This is a genomic window from Nocardia sp. TBRC8007 (assembly GCF_056629435.1).
In genome coordinates this window covers 11,035-28,798 of sequence record NZ_JBWSOR010000043.1, presented here as the reverse complement: position 1 = coordinate 28,798, position 17,764 = coordinate 11,035, and the positions used below count along the sequence as shown (strand labels likewise).

Here is a 17,764-nt window from a genome sequence, read left to right as displayed (position 1 = left end):
CATCTATCCCCCGCCCTACCCCCACAGCAGATCTCATGACATGGACCTTACAAAGAAAAACCAGCGGGAAGACTTCTTCATCTCCCGCCTTTCCCGAAAACAATACCACCGGACAAAAAATTATCAACGCCTCCACCGATACAGATATCGCGGCACCCGATAGGGGACATAGACGCCTCGAATGAGGAGTCGCTGTGAACATTCCGTGAGAATGCCAAGATTCTGATCTTGTATCAGGAATGGCAGCGAGCCATTCCTGACGACGCTCGTCTCGATGACGTGAACTGTCGACATGTCGGAGGATGTCGAGGCACAACGCAAAAGCCGAGGTACAACGTGCAACGTGCAGGTATAGAGTCGCGGCGGCAAACCGATGGATCCGCGGTGATCTCGGGGAAACACCTGGTGGCGCGCCACCACACCGGATGAATGGCCGTCGCGGACCTCAGTCTCTCACCCCGTCCACGAGCAGGACATCGCTGCGCCACGCACCCCTCTGAGATACTGCTCACATTCGGAATCCTGATCCACGACAAGCTAGTCGTACTCGGTAACCCAAGTTATGCGGACGAAGCAAGGCCGAGTCCGAACCTTGTGACGAAGCCACTGGAACCGGCCCTCGATGTGTTCCCACACATACCCCGGACGCAGTAACGGGCCTCCACAACTTTCCAATAACACGGACGGTCCATCAAAGCGCTTCCAGTTTCATATACGGCCCCGATAGCAAGTCGACCGAAAGTTATGGACACAGTAATTAATAAAACTGTTTCCAAAAGTATCCATAGCAGCTCGCGGAATAACATTCCGAGAGGTTTTCGTTATTTCCATTGCCGTCGCTTGCTGCACCTTGCCAAGGCGCCGGTGCTACATGAGGCGAACTTCTCAGGCTGTTGACGCAACACATTGCGTGCGAAGCACAGAATACGCACATGGTGAATTAGGCGAGGCCAAGTGCGCACGAATCGTATCGCCGATTCGCAGAACGCGATGCTACCGAGAACCGAAGCCGGAGCGGTCGGTAGCATCCGAACAAAGCCGACAGCGCTGAGCCCGACCGACACGCTGTCATATTCATATGGCGCCCTGCGCCCGCATCAGACTCTCAAGGCAGTTCGAACGGCAACGACACTCCTGTATGGACGCGACACTCAGCACAAGTGTCGGTACTGTCCACCGCGGTCACCATATTGCGGATGAGCTCTTTGAACGGCACTAGGTTCCGCTCGAATTCGGCGAAGACATCGACGGCGCGCACCCCCTCGCCCTCTGCCAGACCCGCATCCAGGTCGGTGACCAAAGAAACAGCTGCGTAGCACATTTCGAGTTCCCGAGCGAGTGCGGCCTCCGGGTAACCAGTCATGTTCACCAGATCCCAGCCCTGTGCGGCAAACCACCGGCTTTCGGCACGAGTAGAAAAGCGCGGCCCCTGGATCACCACCATGGTGGCCTCGGGCACCACCCGGAGCACACCGGACCCGACTTCGGCAGCGACAGTACGCAACTCACCGCAATACGGATCGGCGAAAGGCAGATGGATACCACCACCGTCGAAATAGGTCTGCACCCGACCAGAGGTCCGGTCGACCAGCTGGTGCGGTATCGCGACCGTACCGGGACCCCAGTCCGCACGCAGGCTGCCGACCGCGCACGGCGCGAAGATACGACGCACTCCCAATGCACGCAACGCCCACAAGTTGGCCTGATACGGCGCAGTGTGCGGCGCGAATTCGTGGTTCTTGCCATGCCGAGGCAGGAAAGCCACAGGTCTGCCCCCCACCTCTCCGACCGTCACGGCCGCACTCGGCGCGCCATAAGGCGTATCGACCTCGACAATGATCGCTTCGTTATCGAAGAAATCATAGAAACCGGTGCCACCGATAACTGCGAGCGCAGGTCTGGGATGCGAACTCATACCCCGATTGTCCCTGGCCTGCTCCCGCTGCCACACAGCGGGAGCAGCGTTCCTATCCATAGTGACATCATGTGCTCATCGAGATCTCCATCCATAGCGCTACCATGCTGTCCCTACCTGACAAACAGAGCCGGACAGTGTACCCTAGGGGGGTATTTAAAGGTCTGGGTATCGGCAAACAACGAGGAGATGCTGGTGGCGACCACCCCTCATGACCACGCGACACCCGAGCATGCCACGCACGGGTACATCACCGCCAAAGATGACTATCTCAAGCGGCTGCGGCGCATCGAAGGGCAGGCACGCGGCCTGCAACGGATGGTCGAGGAGGAGAAGTACTGCATCGATATCCTCACCCAGGTGTCCGCTATGACCAAGGCCCTGCAAGCAGTGGCGATGGGCCTGCTGGAGGACCATATCGGTCATTGCGTGGTGGATGCCGCGGCCACAGGCGGCCCAGCGGCCGAAGCCAAAGTCAAGGAAGCCACCGACGCCATCGCCCGCCTGGTCCGTTCCTGATTCAGGAGGGAGAGCGCCGCCCTGGACGAACAACCGAGACCGACCGAATCGACACCGAGCGCACCTGAGTCGCCGCTACGGAGCAGGCCCTCCGTAACCGGAATTTCCCGAAGGCCGACGATGGTCAGGACCGCGCACTCAGCAGCGGGGCCAGCATGCGCAATGTCGCGAGGTAGTTGTCATCGAGCACCTGCACCGCGACATGATCGGCCCCCACTTCCAGATGCTCGGACAGCCGAGCCGCGATCTGTTCCGGTGTGCCATGAGCGACCACGGCATCGAACAGCCGGTCGCCGTGCGGGGTGGTGACGTCAGTGTCGGCGAAGCCGATCCGACGCAGATTCGATGCATAGTTGCTCAAGCCGAGATAGAACGCGACTGTTCCGTCGGCGACGGCGTGCGCCGTCCGGGCATTATCGGTCAGCACCACTTTGTGTTCGGTCGCCAGCAGCGCGTCTGGGCCGATGATCCTACGTGCCCCCGCGGTATGCGCCGAGGGCACGAAATACGGCAGCGCACCCGCGGACCGTTCGGCGGCCAACCTCAGCACTCTCGGGCCGAGAGCGGCCAGCGCACGCCGCTCGACGGGCACCCCCGCGGCATCGAGTTCGTCGAGATATTCGGCCAGAGCGTCGTAGGGCTTGCGATATTCGCCAGTGTGTTCGGGATGTCCTGCACCGATACCGAGCAGGAAACGGCCGGGGAAACGCTCTTCGATCCGATGGAACGAGCTTGCTGCCTCCTTTGCCTTCGCAGCCCAGATGTTCACGATGCTGGTAGCCACGGTGATCGTTTCGGTTGCCGCGAGTAGCGGCTCGACCATCGCCAAATCAGCAGGTGGGGAGCCGCCCAACCACAGTGCTCGGTATCCGAGCGTCTCTAGCTCGCGTGCATCCTGCGGACTGAAGCCGTTGTACGCCCGCCACACTCCGAACCGTCCAAGACTGTCGAATGTCATGCCCGTGCCAACCCACGCCCTCATATGTCTATTCCGAATATGGCCATTCCGAGTCGGCGCCCCTCCGCGACTTGGACCCGGCAGGTCCAAGCCCTCCCGCCCGCAGCGAGCTACCGTGATCATTGCACAGCTAACGGCGCCCGCCGCCGTGGCGGACGTCACCGCTGAGGAGAGGGAGGTGATCGCTGTGCTCAGATTCGATCCATTCCATGACATCGATACTGTCGCCCGCCAACTGCTCGGTGAAGCCACTGGAACCGCTCGCGCACCACGATTCATGCCGATGGATCTGTTCAAAGCGGGAGACCACTATGTCTTGAACGCGGACCTGCCCGGTGTCGACCCTGGTTCGATCGAGGTCAGCGTCGACAACGGCACGCTCACCCTCCGCGCACAGCGCACCGTGTCCAGCGAAGAAGGCGTCCAATGGCTCGCCTCCGAGCGCTTCGCGGGCACGTTCATGCGCCAGCTGTCCCTCGGTGACAACGTCGAGGCGGACAAGATCAGCGCGACCTACAACAACGGTGTGCTGTCGGTGACGATTCCTATCGAGGAGCGTGCCAAGCCACGCCGCATCACGATCGCTGGAGCGTCCCAGGAACCGAAGAAGATCGAAACGCGTCCAGGGCAATCCTCGAAGTGACTCTGGCTACCCGCACCCACACTCGGGTGCGGGTAGGTTTTCCGGTCCTCGACCACTGCGGCAATTCCGCCTCGTGGCCGGAATAACGCGCAACTCACGTGTTTGCGCGTTGCGAGCGGCGAGGTCCTCGCTATCGGGATAGTCGACACCGATCAAACTCAAACCGTGAGCGGGCGCGACAGTAACCGCACTGGATCGTTCCGTCGCGTGCAGCAGCCCACCGACCCATTCCGGAGTGCGCCGTCCCATTCCGACCGCGAGAACCGCACCGACCAGACTGCGGACCATCGACCAGCAGAACGCATCGGCGCTGACATAGGCAGTCAGCAGGTCTTCATCACTCACCCAATCGAATCGCTGCAGCTGCCTGACCGTTGTCGCACCCTCTCTGCGTCGGCAGAACGCGGCGAAATCATGCAGCCCCAACAGCATTCGGGAAGCCACGCGCATGGCCTCGATGTCGACATCGGATCGGCAGGCGACCACGCTGCGAGCTGACAACGGCTCGGCGCCGTACTGTGCGGTGGTCAACCGATATGCGTAATGGCGGCGGACGGCGGAGAATCTGGCGTCGAATTCGGACGGGGCGGGCCGTACGTCTTTGATCCGCACATCCTTCGGTAGGAATCGCGCCATCCGGTGCACCAGTTTGCCGGAATCCAACTCCGCAGCCGTGTCGAAATGCGCGACCTGTCCCTCGGCATGCACACCAGCGTCGGTGCGGCCTGCGACCGTCAGTTGGATCGGCTCACGGAGTACCTTGCTCAGCGAATCCTCCAGTATCCCCTGCACGGTACGCAGTCCCGGCTGACGCGCCCAGCCGATGAAATCAGTGCCGTCGTAGGAAATATCCAGACGAACGCGCGTACGCGGTGCGCCTGCTCGGCCCGTGCCGAACGCGCGATCCGTGTCCCGGCGCGGCTGCTGCGACATCGATTCCACCGATTCCTCCACGATCCACCATGATTCCCTGTCGAAACGCATGAGCCCGCCACCCCAGCACGGGTGACGGGCTCGTGCGCGAACTCCGAAGCGAAGTGTCAGGCGTCCTTCTTGTCCTCGGCAGCCGACGCTTCGACCTCCACAGTCTCCTCAGTCTTCTCTTCGACGGTCTCCTCGACGGCCGGAGTCTCCTCGACCTTCTTGGACGCGGCAACGCGACGGGCGCGATCAGCCTCATTGGTCACGGTCTTCTCCCGGACCAGCTCGATGATCGCCATCGGCGCGTTGTCACCCTTGCGGGGCAACGTCTTGATAATGCGGGTGTAGCCACCCTCACGCCCCTCGAACGACGGGCCGATCTCAGCGAAGAGATCGTGCACGACGTCTTTGTTGCGGATCACCTTCAGCACCTCGCGACGGTCGGCCAGGGTGCCGCCCTTCGCCTTGGTGATCAGCTTCTCCGCGTAGGGGCGCACGGCCTTGGCCTTGGCCTCGGTGGTGGTGATCCGGCCGTGCTCGAAGAGCGCCGTGGCCAGATTGGCGAAGATCGCCTTCTGGTGCGACGCCGACCCGCCGAAGCGGGCACCCTTCTTGGGCTTGGGCATTGTTGTGGTTCTCCTTGTTCTCGGGCGCCGCTCCCGGAGCCCTGGCCTGGTTACGCTCGGCTACCACCCTCTGGCGGTGTCGCTCGCGCCGCGGTTCGGCCCGGCCAGGGCGCCTACTCCGGCGGCCTAGAGCTGTTCGGTCTCGGCGTAGTCCTGCTCGCCACCATCGGTATCACTGAACGTGCTGCTGTCGCTCCACGTTCCGGTGCTCGCGTCGTAGCCGACCACAGTGGACGGATCGAACGACGCCGGGCTGTCCTTCAGGGAAAGGCCGAGCGCGTGCAGCTTGACCTTGACCTCGTCGATGGACTTCTGGCCGAAGTTGCGAATGTCCAACAAGTCCGACTCGGTGCGGGCGACCAGCTCGCCGACCGTGTGCACCCCTTCGCGCTTGAGGCAGTTGTAGGACCGAACGGTAAGGTCCAGATCCTCGATCGGCAGACCGAACGAGGCGATATGGTCCGCCTCCGCCGGCGAAGGGCCGATCTCGATACCTTCGGCTTCGACGTTCAGCTCACGGGCCAAGCCGAAGAGCTCGACCAGGGTCTTACCCGCCGAAGCGAGCGCGTCCCGTGCGCTGATGGAGTTCTTGGTCTCCACGTCCAGGATGAGTCGATCGAAGTCGGTGCGCTGCTCGACACGGGTCGCCTCGACCTTATAGGTCACCTTCAGCACCGGCGAGTAGATCGAATCCACCGGAATCCGGCCGATTTCAGCGCCGGACGCCTTGTTCTGCACGGCGGGGACATAGCCGCGACCACGCTCGACGACGAGCTCGATCTCCAACTTGCCCTTGTCGTTCAGGGTCGCGATGTGCATGTCCGGGTTGTGCACCACAACCCCGCTGGGGGGGACGATGTCACCTGCGGTGACAGTGCCCGGACCCTGTTTACGCACGTACATCGTGACCGGCTCGTCCTCCTCCGAGGACACGACCAGGCTCTTGAGATTCAGGATGATGTCGGTGACATCCTCCTTCACCCCGGGAACGGTGGTGAACTCGTGCAGGACGCCGTCGATGCGGATACTCGTGACCGCGGCCCCCGGAATCGAGGACAGCAGAGTACGCCGCAGCGAGTTGCCGAGGGTGTAGCCGAAACCCGGCTCCAGCGGTTCGATGGTGAACTTCGAGCGGTTCTCGGCGACGACCTCTTCGGTCAACGTCGGACGCTGTGAAATCAGCATGGGGATCATCCTCCTTGTGGGCGCCCGCTATTTGACGCCTCGTCTCAGGGGTTGTGTGCGACCGTCCGACAGTACTGTCGCCCGCGACCCGCGAGCAGTCGCTGCCGATGGACGACCACGCACCAGCGGCACGGTGCCGAGCATTTCGAGCTGTGCTTACTTCGAGTAGTACTCGACGATCAGTTGTTCCTGCAGTGGCACATCGATCTGGGCACGCTCCGGCAACTGGTGCACCAGAATCCGCAACCGCCCCGGGATCACCTGCAACCAGCCCGGCACCGGGCGGTCACCCTGGGTCTCCCGCGCCACCTGGAATGGCAGCGTACCCCTCGACTTGTCCTTGACATCGATGATGTCGTACTGGGTGACCTGGAAGCTGGGAACGTTGACCTTCTTGTTGTTCACCAGGAAGTGGCCATGGGTGACCAACTGGCGGGCCTGCCTGCGGGTGCGCGCCAGACCGGCGCGGTACACGACGTTGTCGAGACGGGTTTCCAGCAGCCGGAGCAGGTTGTCACCGGTCTTGCCCTTGAGGCGGTTGGCCTCTTCGTAGTACCGGCGGAACTGCTTTTCCATGACGCCGTAGGAGAAGCGGGCCTTCTGCTTCTCCTGCAGCTGAAGCAGGTACTCGCTCTCCTTGATCCGCGCGCGGCCGTGCTGGCCGGGCGGATAGGGGCGACGCTCGAACGCCTGGTCGCCTCCGACGAGGTCGACACGCAGACGACGCGACTTGCGGGTGATGGGGCCTGTGTAACGAGCCATTGTTCGCTTGATCCTTTCCCGCTAGACGCGACGCCGCTTGGGCGGACGGCAGCCGTTGTGCGGCTGCGGGGTGACATCGGAGATCGTGCCCACTTCGAGGCCGGCGGCCTGCAGCGAGCGGATCGCGGTCTCTCGGCCCGAACCAGGGCCCTTCACGAATACGTCGACCTTCTTGACACCGTGTTCCTGTGCCTTGCGGGCGGCGTTCTCAGCGGCGAGCTGCGCGGCGAACGGGGTCGACTTACGCGACCCCTTGAAGCCGACGTGACCCGACGACGCCCAGGAGATGACGTTGCCGTTCGGGTCGGTGATCGACACGATCGTGTTGTTGAACGTGCTCTTGATATGCGCGTTGCCGTGCGGAACGTTCTTCTTGTCCCTGCGGCGCGACTTCTGGGTCTTCTTCGGGCCCGTGGCCCTGCTCTTCGGAGGCATCGGTATCCCTACTTCTTCTTGCCGGCGACAGTGCGCTTCGGACCCTTGCGGGTGCGCGCGTTGGTCTTGGTGCGCTGGCCACGTACAGGCAGGCCGCGGCGGTGGCGCAGGCCCTGGTAGCAGCCGATCTCGATCTTGCGGCGAATATCGGCCTGCACTTCGCGGCGCAGGTCACCCTCGACCTTGAACTCGGAAGCCTCGATGTAGTCGCGCAGCTTCGTGAGATCGTCGTCGCTGAGATCCTTAGAACGCAGGTCCGGGCTGACGCCGGTGGCCTCCAGAATCTCCTTGGAGCGGGTACGGCCAATGCCGAAAATATAGGTCAGCGCGATCTCCATGCGCTTTTCGCGCGGGAGGTCGACGCCCATGAGACGTGCCATCTGGCAGTTTCCTTAATCGTTGCGGAGGTCTGCTCCCTGTCCGTCCCCTCCTCTTGCGGGGCACCGGCCTCCGAACCGGCGGTGAGCGCGCACGCCCAGGGCGAGCCCTGGATTCCACAACGTGCGGCTGGTGCTGGGAGTTCTTCTCTGCCAATCCGAACTGCGGTTCGGTGCTTGGCTGGTGTCGCGTCGAGCGGCGCCGTCGGCACGCCTCGGGCGGGTGGTGCGAGGTCGCCAGACCTCACAAGCTTCCGCTCAGCCCTGGCGCTGCTTGTGGCGCAGGTTGTCGCAGATCACCATGACCCGGCCGTTACGGCGGATCACCTTGCACTTCTCGCAGATCTTCTTGACGCTCGGCTGAACCTTCACGTCCGTCCAATCTGTTGTGGTTCACACAGGTGTGAACACAGTTTTTCCCCAGTCGGCGACTGGGGAAGCCTTGTAGTGAGTCTTTCGACTCGTTCCCGGTCCGGGCCGGGACAGCCGACTCGCGCCGACCCGACCGTACCTGCGATCACTTGTAGCGGTACACGATCCGGCCACGGGACAGGTCATAGGGTGAGAGCTCGACGACGACCCGGTCCTCGGGGAGGATACGAATGTAATGCTGCCGCATCTTCCCGCTGATGTGCGCGAGAACCTTGTGCCCGTTCTCGAGCTCGATCCGGAACATCGCATTGGGCAGCGGCTCGACAACTCGACCTTCGACCTCGATGGCCCCGTCTTTCTTCGCCATGTCCTCCGCGATCCCGGTTTACGCTCAACCTGGTTTGTTTGCCTGGTCTCCGCTCGCGTGGACCGGCCGCCGGAACGGGCCACTCGCACACAAACGGGCGGCGCATGGGTGCACCGCCGCTCCAGCTTACCGATCAGTCCCGGATCAGGCAAAAATGCTCCATCATGCCCGCGTCACCGAGATTCCGCAGTGGCCTTCCCAACCCTTGGCCAGTGCCGTTCAGCGGTCTGTCCGCACCACGAGGCCCCTTGATGGTTGTCGCGTAAACTGGCCGCTGTCCGGGTGTCGAGTCGATCAGATCGAGGGGGACGTGTGAGCGAACGCAGCGCGCCGGCCGCCGACGCAATGCCCCTGGTCACGCTGGAGCCGCATGCTGGTGAGGCGCAGCCGTGAGCCGTGGTAACGACGACCTCCCCATGTTGCCGCCATGGCTGTCGGAAAGCGAAGCCACACAGGTCGGCTATGAGACGCCGGTACAGAATCTCCCGCACGAAGAGCTCATCGAAGAAACACAGAGCCGCAAGCGAGGGAGGTTCAAGAACCGAGCGCCCGAAGCGGAACAACCCGAAACCGCACGAATACAGAAGAAGCGTAGAGGCCGACGCCGCGACAAAGCCGACGGACGAGAAGCCAACGGATACGCGGCCGCCGGGCAGGCCGAATCTCTCCAGGAACAACCGCGGCGGAATCTGTCCGACCCGAGCCCACCGCCCGGACCGGACACGCCCAGGCCGGGCGCGCAGACTCATCGACAACAACCCGCCCACGATCACGCGCCACCGCATCAGAGCGGCCTATGGCAGCCCCCGCCGCAGACCGGCGACGCTCCACGGTACGGCTTGCCCGCCCGTGCTCCCGCGCCGGAATCCCACCCGCCGAGCGACAGGGCCGCTGAAACGCCGATACCGGGCGACCTGGCAGCACCTCTACCCGACCACCGACCCGGTCCGGAGCGGCAGCTACACGATGGGTACCCCGGCCCACCACCGCATGGCGAGCGCCCAGGCCAGTCCCTCGATACGGACGTGCCGAGCCGGAGCGACGGCACCGACAAAACCTCGCCGCAGGACGCCGCGCCGAGCCAACCACCGCCTCCGCCCCTCGCTCCCGCCACGGAGAGTTCCGGTGCTCCACCGCCCTGGCTTGCCGCGCCCAGGCCTGCCCAGACCACCGCGCCCACACCGGAAAGCACCGCACACCTGAACGAGAAAGCCGGACAGACCGAAGCGTCTGGGTCGACGGAGCCACCGCGCAAACAACAGGTTCCGGATGCCGCGATATCGGATCGGGTAGGCGCGGCAGCAAGCACGGGCGATGACACCACAGCAGCGCGGCCTACAGGCAGCGGACGACATCGGTTGTCTACGGAAAACGCTCAGCCGCCAACTGAAGACGCCTGGCACGCACCGCAGTTCGCGGATATGCGGCGAGCGTCCACCCAACAGTACGACCCAGTACGCGATACCACCACGCACGCAGATCCAGGACCGGCCGAATCCCCTGGCCACCCAACCCAGCTCGGCGCCGGATCAGCTCCAGCGAGCGAACCGCCCGTAGGCCGATGGCACACCGCCTCCGAACAAAATCAGGAACAGGAATACGGCAGAGCGCTGCCACATCCTCCACCATCCGTTCAGCGGCACTCCAGCCCCCCGGAATACGGGCATCCCACGGCGCAGGCGAGTGCCCCGCACGGGGGAAACCCGACGGGTTATCCGCATCCGCCCGCTCCGCAACCGAGCATGCGGTTCCAACAACCTTCACTGGACCAAGTGCCATTACGACGGGCCAAACGGGCGCCGGGGACCGGATGGCGCAAGGCTGTACACCATGTGTCCGGCGGTGCGATCAACCTCGGCATGTCCGCCGAAGAGCTCCGGCTCCAGGAGCTGGTCGCCCGCATCAGACAGCCGGTCCGTGGCGATTACCGCATCGCGGTGCTCTCCCTGAAGGGTGGGGTCGGGAAGACCACCACCACAATGGGTATCGGCTCCATCTTCGCCTCCATCCGGGGCGACCGGGTAATAGCAGTGGACGCCAACCCCGATTTCGGCACGTTGTCACAACGGGTGTCGCTGCAGACCAGATCGACCGTGCGCGATCTTCTCCTCGACCCATCCTTGCGGCGCTACTCGGATGTGCGCAGACACACCTCGCAGTCCACCAGCCGATTGGAAGTGCTTGCCAGCGAGCGTGATCCAGCGGCATCGGAGACCTTCAACGAAGAGGAGTACCGCGCGGTCACCCGGATCCTGCAGAGGTTCTACAACATCATCCTCACCGACTGCGGTACCGGGCTGATGCACTCGGCGATGTCCGGCGTGCTCGACCTGGCGCACTCGCTGGTGCTGATCTCGTCCCCCGCGATCGACGGAGCCCGCAGTGCCGCGGCGACTTTGGACTGGTTGTCGCTGCATGGTCACGACCATTTGGTGCGCAATGCGGTTGTGGTGATCAACTCGCCACGAGCCGGGTCGCCGAATGTCGGTATCCAGCAGTTACGCGAGTACTTTCTGTCTCGCTGCCGTGCTGTGCACATCATCCCGTTCGACCCGCATATCTCCGAGGGTGCCGAAATAGATCTGTATCGACTGCACAAGCAGACCAAACGAGCCTACGTCGATCTGACCGCGACCATCGCGGACGATTTCGCCGCCGATCATCATCGCTATCACCCGTAACGTCCACCGACCGGTAGCCGGTGGACGCGAGCGGTGGATCGCCGGTTCACCACTCGGGCAAACGTCGCCTGCCCGCCATGACGTCACGCACCAGATCGTCATAGGCATCAGCCAGTTCGGCGAGATGGTGCCACGCGTTGTGCAGAAGCTCATCGTGCGCGTTCAAGGTCATCAACGCATGATGTGCCCGCACTGACGATTCCGCGAGACGGTCGATCACCGCGCCCACTGTCTCGGTATGCAGAGTGGCGCCGAGGCGGTGCTGCGGCACATAACGCGCCACCCAATCGTCGATCGCCATCACCAACTCGGCTCTGCGCCGCTCGATTTCGCGAATCGTCGTCGCGGCGGTATCCACCGAGCCGCCACGGCCGACCAGTCGACGCTCATGCAGCACCGCCAAGTCATAGGCGAACCACAACAGCGGGCTACCGACTACCCGGTGACCTCGACACGCCCGGACCAATAGGTCGGACGTAGGAATCGGCTCCGGCGCCGCAGCGGGCGCCGAAGAATCGACACTCCTCGATGCGTCGGGAAGTGTCATTGTGATTGTTGTATCCGAACCTGCCACGTTGCCTCGCCGTCATCGCCGCACAACACCGGATCAGGACGCCCATTACGATAAACCTGTACTGGGTCCTGTCAAGCGCTACTCAGCCGTAGAAGATCACGAGTGCACATCAATTATCACAGCCCGCAATGTGATTCAGTCGCTCATAACCGAACACATTGTCACACTGCGGTCTCGGTACAATCCGCTGTCGGCACTTTCAGCGCATGGCATGGCATACTGCGCGGCTACAACTAGTGAATAGGCATCGACACGTCCTGCTCATCAAGGCTCACCGACGAATAACGCTGTGCTGCGCCACTGGGGGCACCGGAGGAGAAGCCTGCCGTTCGAGGCCTGCGACGACAGAGCGATACTGGAGGTACGACGCGGAAATCCGATCCATATGGGAGGGCTGATGACGCAAAGGCGATACCCCACCGAAGACGAACTGCGGCGCAACTTCGAACGTGAGCTCGCGTCGGTCACCACGGGTGGTGGACTGCATTCGGAAACTTGGCTGGATATCGAAACCGACGCCGCCCTAGTCGATATCGCCAGGGCGTATCCGGAAATCAACGTGTCCTTGGTGGCGGCAGCCCGCGCCGCCTTCGCCAGCCAGCTCGCCGGCGCGGATACCATCGCGCGCGATTCCGAGCCACTGAAAACTCTCTCGGGGAACAATTCGGAAAAAGGGCGGAATCCGCACGATTGAACGCATTCGGCGCATTCGTTGTCATCCACTGAGCGTGACTTCCGAATCAACTGCGCTACCGGATCGTGCCTCGTTTCGAGCCTGCTCGCTCACATCTCCAGCAGCACGGTGACCGGTCCGTCGCTCACCGAGTTGATGCGCATGTGCGCGCCGAAGCGTCCGGTAGCGACCATGGCGCCCAGTTCCCGCAGCACCGCGGCAAAAGACTCGACCAGAGGTTCGGCGACAGACCTCGGTGCGGCCGCTGCCCAGGATGGTCGCCTGCCCTTGGTGGTGTCCCCGTACAAGGTGAACTGACTGACCACCAGAATCGGGGCGCGCAGATCGGCAGCTGACCGTTCACCGTCGAGAATGCGTATCCGCCAGACCTTATCGGCCAATGCCTTCGCGATCACCTCGGTATCGGAGTGGGTCACACCGACCAAGGCGAGCAAGCCGTGTGGGACACCACCAGCCACCGGGTCGATACGACCCACGACCTGATCGTCAACGGTCACCTGCGCCGAACTCACACGCTGCAGAAGAACTCGCACAACCTCGATCATGCCTTCCCGCCGAATCCGGCCGACCGCACGGGTGGCTCCGCCCCGCACTGCCACGGACCGGTGGTGCGTGCGGACGACAATCGTGACAGACTCGGTGCCAGGAAGGTGCGCCGCGGTAGCGGAGAACCGCGCTGGAAGTAAGGAGTGCGATGGATCTGGACGCGCTGGAGCGTCAGATCGCGGCAGATCGGTATACGCCGCGCGACCGTTCGGTCGAAGCCGAGCTGCGGCTCGCGACCTCGCTCGGCGAGCTGGCCAAAGCCCTTATCGCCACCAAGTCCGGTGGACCGGCGCGGAACCGGTCCGGGGAGGCGCTGGCACCCGCCGAGGAAGCGGTGGCCATCCGCCTGCGTCTGCTTTCCCGAGGCCAGATGCTGACCGCACGGATCGCCAGTGAACTGACCGATGCGCTACGCACTTTCGAACAGGCAGCACGGCACAGCGGTCGACGGGAACTCGCGACCACGATGATCCGCAATGCCTGCGATGTCTACCGTCATCTGGCGCGAGCCCATCCCGAGGTCGCGGGCCCATGCGCGGACGGGTTGTCCAAGTGCGGTGTGTGGCTGAGCAGATTGGACCAGGATGCCGCGGTCGCGGCGACCGAAGAGGCTGCCCATATCCGCGCCGTTCTGGCCACGGCGAACCCGGATCTGTCCGGTAAATACCTGGCCAGCTTGAGCACGCTACTGCGCACCCTCATGATCGGTCGCTCTCGTAAGCAGGCCATCACCATGTACCGCACCCGGTACTCCGCGTTGACCTCCGACAGTATGGCGTTCCGGCTACGCGCATGCGACATCGAAGACTTGGACCTGACGTCCAAATCGCATCGTGCGCTCCTGGAGCTCGGTTGCCGCACCTTGGAGCAGGCCGGGCAGCTGACCCAGCAGCAGATCATATTCACTTCCTCCGGCGACTTGTCCACTGTCGAAGAGATCAACTGGAAGCTGGTCTTGGTCGGCCTGCGACCGCTCGCGCCGGGCGCGCAACCGGATCAGCCTGCGATGCCGGTGCAGATCGGCACCACCTTCGGTGCGTTGAGCGTGTACTGTCCACGGCGGGATGCCGTCGCCCAGGTGCGCTCCGCTATCATCGCCGCATATGCCATCGACAACGCCCACCCCCTCGGCCGGGAAAGCTATCTGGGTGAGCGACCGTCACCATGGACAGCGGGCGAGCCGACACTGAATACCTCGGACACCCTCGGTGACGATATCGTGCTGATCGATCAGCCCTTGGGTGGTTGGGTCACGGTCATGAGCATGAACTGGGAGCTCACTCCGTTGGCGAAACATCCGTTGGCACTGCGTTTGTCTCAGGATTGGCCGGTGATCGCTATCACTGTCACCGAGCATGTGGCCTACGAGCTGTGCTGGTACGAGCACGGCACGGCCACTCAATACGCCGCACTCGGCCGTCCGGCCGACCAGGCTCCGCTCGACAAGCCACTCGCGCCGCTGGACTTCAAGACCCTGGCCGAATACAACGCCGATGGGGTGACCGAAACCAAGCTGCGCACAGCGTTCGGCAACACGGCAATGTTCGCCAACCTCACCTACCTGCCCGACAGCGGGCTCCGCCAGATCAGTATCGGCACTTCCTTGTCCGAACACGGCGACCGGATGCTGTTCTTCCGCACAACACCCCGAAACCCTCGCCAGCCTGCATCACCGCGATCAGACCATCAGATCGCGCCGCTGGAAGCGCGCTAGTCCCACTGCGGCGAACAGCACGGGCACCATCACCAGCAACAGCAGCCCCGGCAGGTCGAACCCGTTGGTCAACGGTTCGTTGTCCAAGTACCAGGAAAACGGCGAGATCGCATTCATCCAGCCCACGTCGACTGCCGTGCCGAGCGCATCCAGTATGTACGACGCCAGCGCCAGCGCCGCGCCTGCGCCCAGCGCGAGGGCCCGGCGACCAGTGACCGCGCCGACCGCCAGCGCGACAGTACCCATGCCGATCGCCAGCAGCGACAAGCCGGCCGAACCAGCGACGATATTGCCCGCGCTGACGTCCATGTCGAGTGCCGTCACCAGTACATAACTCACGAGCATGAGCACAGCGACCAGCAGCAACGTGTTCAGCCACAGTGCGAGCAAACGTTGCAGGAAGATATCTCGCCGGGTGACCGGTGAAGTGGCCTCCAACTCGAGATCGCCGTTCTCCTCGTCACCGGCAATGAGCCGACTCCCGGTCGTGATCGCGAAGATCAGCAACAAAGCCGGCCCGACCAGACCGTAAACGGTTGTGGTCAACCAGCCCGGCGCCGTCCCGATACGGTCATAGCCGAGTGCGATGGACAACTGCTCAGGCATGTTGTCGACAACCTCTTCGATGCCGCTGCCGCTCATCGACGGGTAGAAGCTGATGTACATAGCGCTGACCGCGGCCAGCGCTACGCCCCACAGGACGACCGGGCGACGCTGTTCGCGCAAGACGCCGGTCAGAACGGGCATGGTGTCAGCGGCCATACACGGCCACCTCCTCGGTAGTACTGGTCGACAGGCGATAGAAATCCAGGAACAGCTCTTCCAGATCGCGATACTGGGCACTCCAGCCCACGACATGGTGTTCGGCGGCACGTTTGAGCAACGCGTCGGGCTCTCCGTGTAGTACACAGATCAGCGTCGTCCCGTCGACGACAGCATCCTGCACGCCCGGTAGATCACCGAAGTTCGCGACATCTATCGGATCGGCGAACCGCAGTTCCACCGTTTGACCGGCGCGGTAACGCAGAGCGCTGACATCGTCGACATCGACCATGCGGCCTGCGCCGATAATGCCGACCCGATCGGCGACATTCTCGATCTCACTCAAGACATGTGAGGACATCAAAATCGTGGTACCGCGGTCGCGAGCCTCCAGGACGAGGTCGAGGAATTCGCGCTGCAGCAAAGGGTCCAGCCCGCTGGTCGGCTCGTCCAATACCAGCAACTCGGGGTCGTGCATGAACGCCTGCACGACCCCGACCTTCTGTTTGTTGCCTTTCGACAGTGCCCGCACCGGTCGATCCAAGGCCAACCCGAACCGTTCTGCCAGTGGCGCGATCCGTTCGGCGCCCACGCCCCCGCGCAGACTGGCCAGATGCCGCAACAGCTCACCAGCCGTGCGACGGCCCCGCATAGCGAGCTCACCAGGCAGGTACCCGATGCGGCGGCGCAGCGACGCACCGTTGGCGGGAGCAGTTCCGAGAACTTCGACCCGCCCCGCCGTCGGGCGCAGCAGATCCAGCAAAACCCGGATCGTAGTGGACTTACCGGCACCGTTGGGTCCCAGGAATCCGAAGATCTCACCCCGTTCGACCCGCAGGTCGAGCCCGTCCAGAGCACGGAGAGCTCCGTAGTTCTTCACCAAACCTTCAGTTCGAATCACGAGCTCGGTCATGATCGCTCATCCCTCTCCTGGACAGGCGTCGAATCCTCGACGAAGACCGCTCGCATGCGCGCGGCTACGTCGCGGTCGACTACCCCGTCGGTCAATATCTCCAGCACTGGCCCGATATAGGCCGAGGCTGCGCTCGGATCCTGCGGCGGAGCGAGAATGTCGACGCCGATCAGTCGTTCGAGATGTTGGTGAAGCACCAACGCCCCCAGAGACCAGATCGTCAGCACGGCGGCCCGCTCATACGAGTAGCTCGTCGGCCGCAGCATGCCCGATTCAACACCGTCGGCCATGTAGTCCGCGGCATCGGCGACCATCTCGTCCACCAATGCCGTCACTTGCGGTGAACTATCCGCTAACCGGACTGCCAAATACCGCAAAAATGCCGAGCCGCCCCTCGCCTCGCGTAGTGCGGCAAGAGGATCGAATCCAGAGCCCGATCGCATGCCCTTGCGCTTCTGCTCACGAATGAACTCGGCTACATAACGGTCGCACTCCGTCGACAACGCGTCTTTCGACCCGAAGTGATGCATGATCAACGGCGCCGACGCACCCGCCGCTGCCGCGATAGCTCGCACATTCGTTCCCTTCACACCGTTTTCAGCGAACAGCTCGATCGCCGCGTCCCGAATTCGCGCCTTCATGGTCCGGTCCGCATCACCACTTTCCTTGAACATCAGTTCAGTATATTTAACAAATGTTCAGCATCGACACAAGGGGTCCTCCGCGTGTCACGCGAGCACGACGCGTGTCGCGCGGGCGCAATAGGATTCGAAGCTGTAGCGCATCGTGATCGTTGCTAC

Annotated in this window: 21 protein-coding genes; 6 read left to right on the top strand and 15 right to left on the bottom strand. The window is 63.1% G+C overall.

What is annotated here, in order from left to right:
• Positions 1–185, top strand: a 185-nt coding sequence (locus ACX4ZE_RS21090) for a hypothetical protein (RefSeq protein ID WP_480275200.1), incomplete at its 5' end; no start/stop codon positions are given.
• A gap of 920 nt (positions 186–1,105) precedes the next feature.
• On the opposite strand, the gene ACX4ZE_RS21085 is transcribed toward ACX4ZE_RS21090, so the two are convergent.
• Positions 1,106–1,915 (bottom strand): S-methyl-5'-thioadenosine phosphorylase, encoded by an 810-nt coding sequence (locus tag ACX4ZE_RS21085; RefSeq protein ID WP_480275204.1) that lies wholly within the window; start codon positions 1,913–1,915, stop codon positions 1,106–1,108.
• Between the two features lie 195 nt (positions 1,916–2,110).
• Between ACX4ZE_RS21085 and ACX4ZE_RS21080 the strand changes: the two genes are divergently transcribed.
• Positions 2,111–2,434: a metal-sensitive transcriptional regulator gene (locus ACX4ZE_RS21080; protein ID WP_480275199.1), complete on the top strand. Its 324-nt coding sequence runs from the start codon at positions 2,111–2,113 to the stop codon at positions 2,432–2,434.
• 124 nt (positions 2,435–2,558) lie between these two features.
• On the opposite strand, the gene ACX4ZE_RS21075 is transcribed toward ACX4ZE_RS21080, so the two are convergent.
• Positions 2,559–3,416, bottom strand: coding sequence for an LLM class F420-dependent oxidoreductase (locus ACX4ZE_RS21075; RefSeq protein WP_480275198.1), 858 nt, complete (start codon positions 3,414–3,416; stop codon positions 2,559–2,561).
• A gap of 163 nt (positions 3,417–3,579) precedes the next feature.
• Here ACX4ZE_RS21075 and ACX4ZE_RS21070 point away from each other — a divergent pair, with 163 nt between their 5' ends.
• A complete protein-coding gene (locus ACX4ZE_RS21070; RefSeq protein WP_480275203.1) occupies positions 3,580–4,035 on the top strand; it encodes an Hsp20/alpha crystallin family protein in 456 nt (151 codons plus the stop codon).
• Between the two features lie 6 nt (positions 4,036–4,041).
• Here the strand turns inward: ACX4ZE_RS21070 and truA are convergent, their stop codons facing one another.
• The 8 genes from truA to infA form a co-directional block, all read right to left on the bottom strand.
• On the bottom strand, positions 4,042–4,968 hold the full coding sequence (truA, locus tag ACX4ZE_RS21065; protein ID WP_480275202.1) for a tRNA pseudouridine(38-40) synthase TruA: 927 nt from the start codon (positions 4,966–4,968) through the stop codon (positions 4,042–4,044).
• A gap of 107 nt (positions 4,969–5,075) precedes the next feature.
• A complete protein-coding gene (gene rplQ, locus ACX4ZE_RS21060; protein WP_480275197.1) occupies positions 5,076–5,582 on the bottom strand; it encodes a 50S ribosomal protein L17 in 507 nt (168 codons plus the stop codon).
• Positions 5,583–5,708: 126 nt separating this feature from the next.
• On the bottom strand, positions 5,709–6,767 hold the full coding sequence (locus ACX4ZE_RS21055) for a DNA-directed RNA polymerase subunit alpha (RefSeq protein ID WP_480275196.1): 1,059 nt from the start codon (positions 6,765–6,767) through the stop codon (positions 5,709–5,711).
• A gap of 156 nt (positions 6,768–6,923) precedes the next feature.
• On the bottom strand, positions 6,924–7,529 hold the full coding sequence (gene rpsD, locus ACX4ZE_RS21050; RefSeq protein WP_480275195.1) for a 30S ribosomal protein S4: 606 nt from the start codon (positions 7,527–7,529) through the stop codon (positions 6,924–6,926).
• A 21-nt stretch (positions 7,530–7,550) separates the two neighbouring features.
• A complete protein-coding gene (gene rpsK / locus ACX4ZE_RS21045) occupies positions 7,551–7,964 on the bottom strand; it encodes a 30S ribosomal protein S11 (protein ID WP_412802948.1) in 414 nt (137 codons plus the stop codon).
• An 8-nt stretch (positions 7,965–7,972) separates the two neighbouring features.
• Positions 7,973–8,344: a 30S ribosomal protein S13 gene (gene rpsM / locus ACX4ZE_RS21040; protein WP_039795645.1), complete on the bottom strand. Its 372-nt coding sequence runs from the start codon at positions 8,342–8,344 to the stop codon at positions 7,973–7,975.
• Positions 8,345–8,599: 255 nt separating this feature from the next.
• Positions 8,600–8,713, bottom strand: coding sequence for a 50S ribosomal protein L36 (rpmJ, locus tag ACX4ZE_RS21035; RefSeq protein ID WP_025347279.1), 114 nt, complete (start codon positions 8,711–8,713; stop codon positions 8,600–8,602).
• Positions 8,714–8,858: 145 nt separating this feature from the next.
• A complete protein-coding gene (infA, locus tag ACX4ZE_RS21030) occupies positions 8,859–9,080 on the bottom strand; it encodes a translation initiation factor IF-1 (protein ID WP_003418601.1) in 222 nt (73 codons plus the stop codon).
• Positions 9,081–9,469: 389 nt separating this feature from the next.
• Between infA and ACX4ZE_RS21025 the strand changes: the two genes are divergently transcribed.
• Positions 9,470–11,761, top strand: coding sequence for a MinD/ParA family ATP-binding protein (locus ACX4ZE_RS21025; RefSeq protein WP_480275194.1), 2,292 nt, complete (start codon positions 9,470–9,472; stop codon positions 11,759–11,761).
• A gap of 46 nt (positions 11,762–11,807) precedes the next feature.
• Here ACX4ZE_RS21025 and ACX4ZE_RS21020 read toward each other — a convergent pair whose 3' ends face one another.
• Positions 11,808–12,308, bottom strand: a complete 501-nt coding sequence (locus tag ACX4ZE_RS21020) for a DUF4254 domain-containing protein (protein WP_480275193.1) — start codon at positions 12,306–12,308, stop codon at positions 11,808–11,810.
• Positions 12,309–12,732: 424 nt separating this feature from the next.
• Between ACX4ZE_RS21020 and ACX4ZE_RS21015 the strand changes: the two genes are divergently transcribed.
• A complete protein-coding gene (locus tag ACX4ZE_RS21015; RefSeq protein WP_480275192.1) occupies positions 12,733–13,029 on the top strand; it encodes a hypothetical protein in 297 nt (98 codons plus the stop codon).
• 89 nt (positions 13,030–13,118) lie between these two features.
• On the opposite strand, the gene dtd is transcribed toward ACX4ZE_RS21015, so the two are convergent.
• Positions 13,119–13,562: a D-aminoacyl-tRNA deacylase gene (gene dtd / locus ACX4ZE_RS21010; RefSeq protein WP_480275201.1), complete on the bottom strand. Its 444-nt coding sequence runs from the start codon at positions 13,560–13,562 to the stop codon at positions 13,119–13,121.
• A 161-nt stretch (positions 13,563–13,723) separates the two neighbouring features.
• On the opposite strand from dtd, the gene ACX4ZE_RS21005 reads away from it, so the two are divergent.
• Positions 13,724–15,289 (top strand): hypothetical protein, encoded by a 1,566-nt coding sequence (locus tag ACX4ZE_RS21005; protein WP_480275191.1) that lies wholly within the window; start codon positions 13,724–13,726, stop codon positions 15,287–15,289.
• On the opposite strand, the gene ACX4ZE_RS21000 is transcribed toward ACX4ZE_RS21005, so the two are convergent.
• Genes ACX4ZE_RS21000 through ACX4ZE_RS20990 form a run of 3 tightly spaced genes read right to left on the bottom strand, consistent with a single transcriptional unit; the run spans position 15,254 to position 17,638 of the window.
• Positions 15,254–16,051 (bottom strand): ABC transporter permease subunit, encoded by a 798-nt coding sequence (locus ACX4ZE_RS21000; RefSeq protein ID WP_480275190.1) that lies wholly within the window; start codon positions 16,049–16,051, stop codon positions 15,254–15,256. The genes ACX4ZE_RS21005 and ACX4ZE_RS21000 overlap by 36 nt on opposite strands.
• Positions 16,041–16,964, bottom strand: a complete 924-nt coding sequence (locus ACX4ZE_RS20995) for an ABC transporter ATP-binding protein (protein WP_480275189.1) — start codon at positions 16,962–16,964, stop codon at positions 16,041–16,043. Before ACX4ZE_RS20995 ends, ACX4ZE_RS21000 begins: the two co-directional genes overlap by 11 nt.
• Positions 16,961–17,638, bottom strand: a complete 678-nt coding sequence (locus tag ACX4ZE_RS20990) for a TetR/AcrR family transcriptional regulator (protein ID WP_480275188.1) — start codon at positions 17,636–17,638, stop codon at positions 16,961–16,963. The genes ACX4ZE_RS20995 and ACX4ZE_RS20990 overlap by 4 nt, the downstream gene beginning before the upstream one ends.
• Positions 17,639–17,764 lie beyond the last annotated feature (126 nt).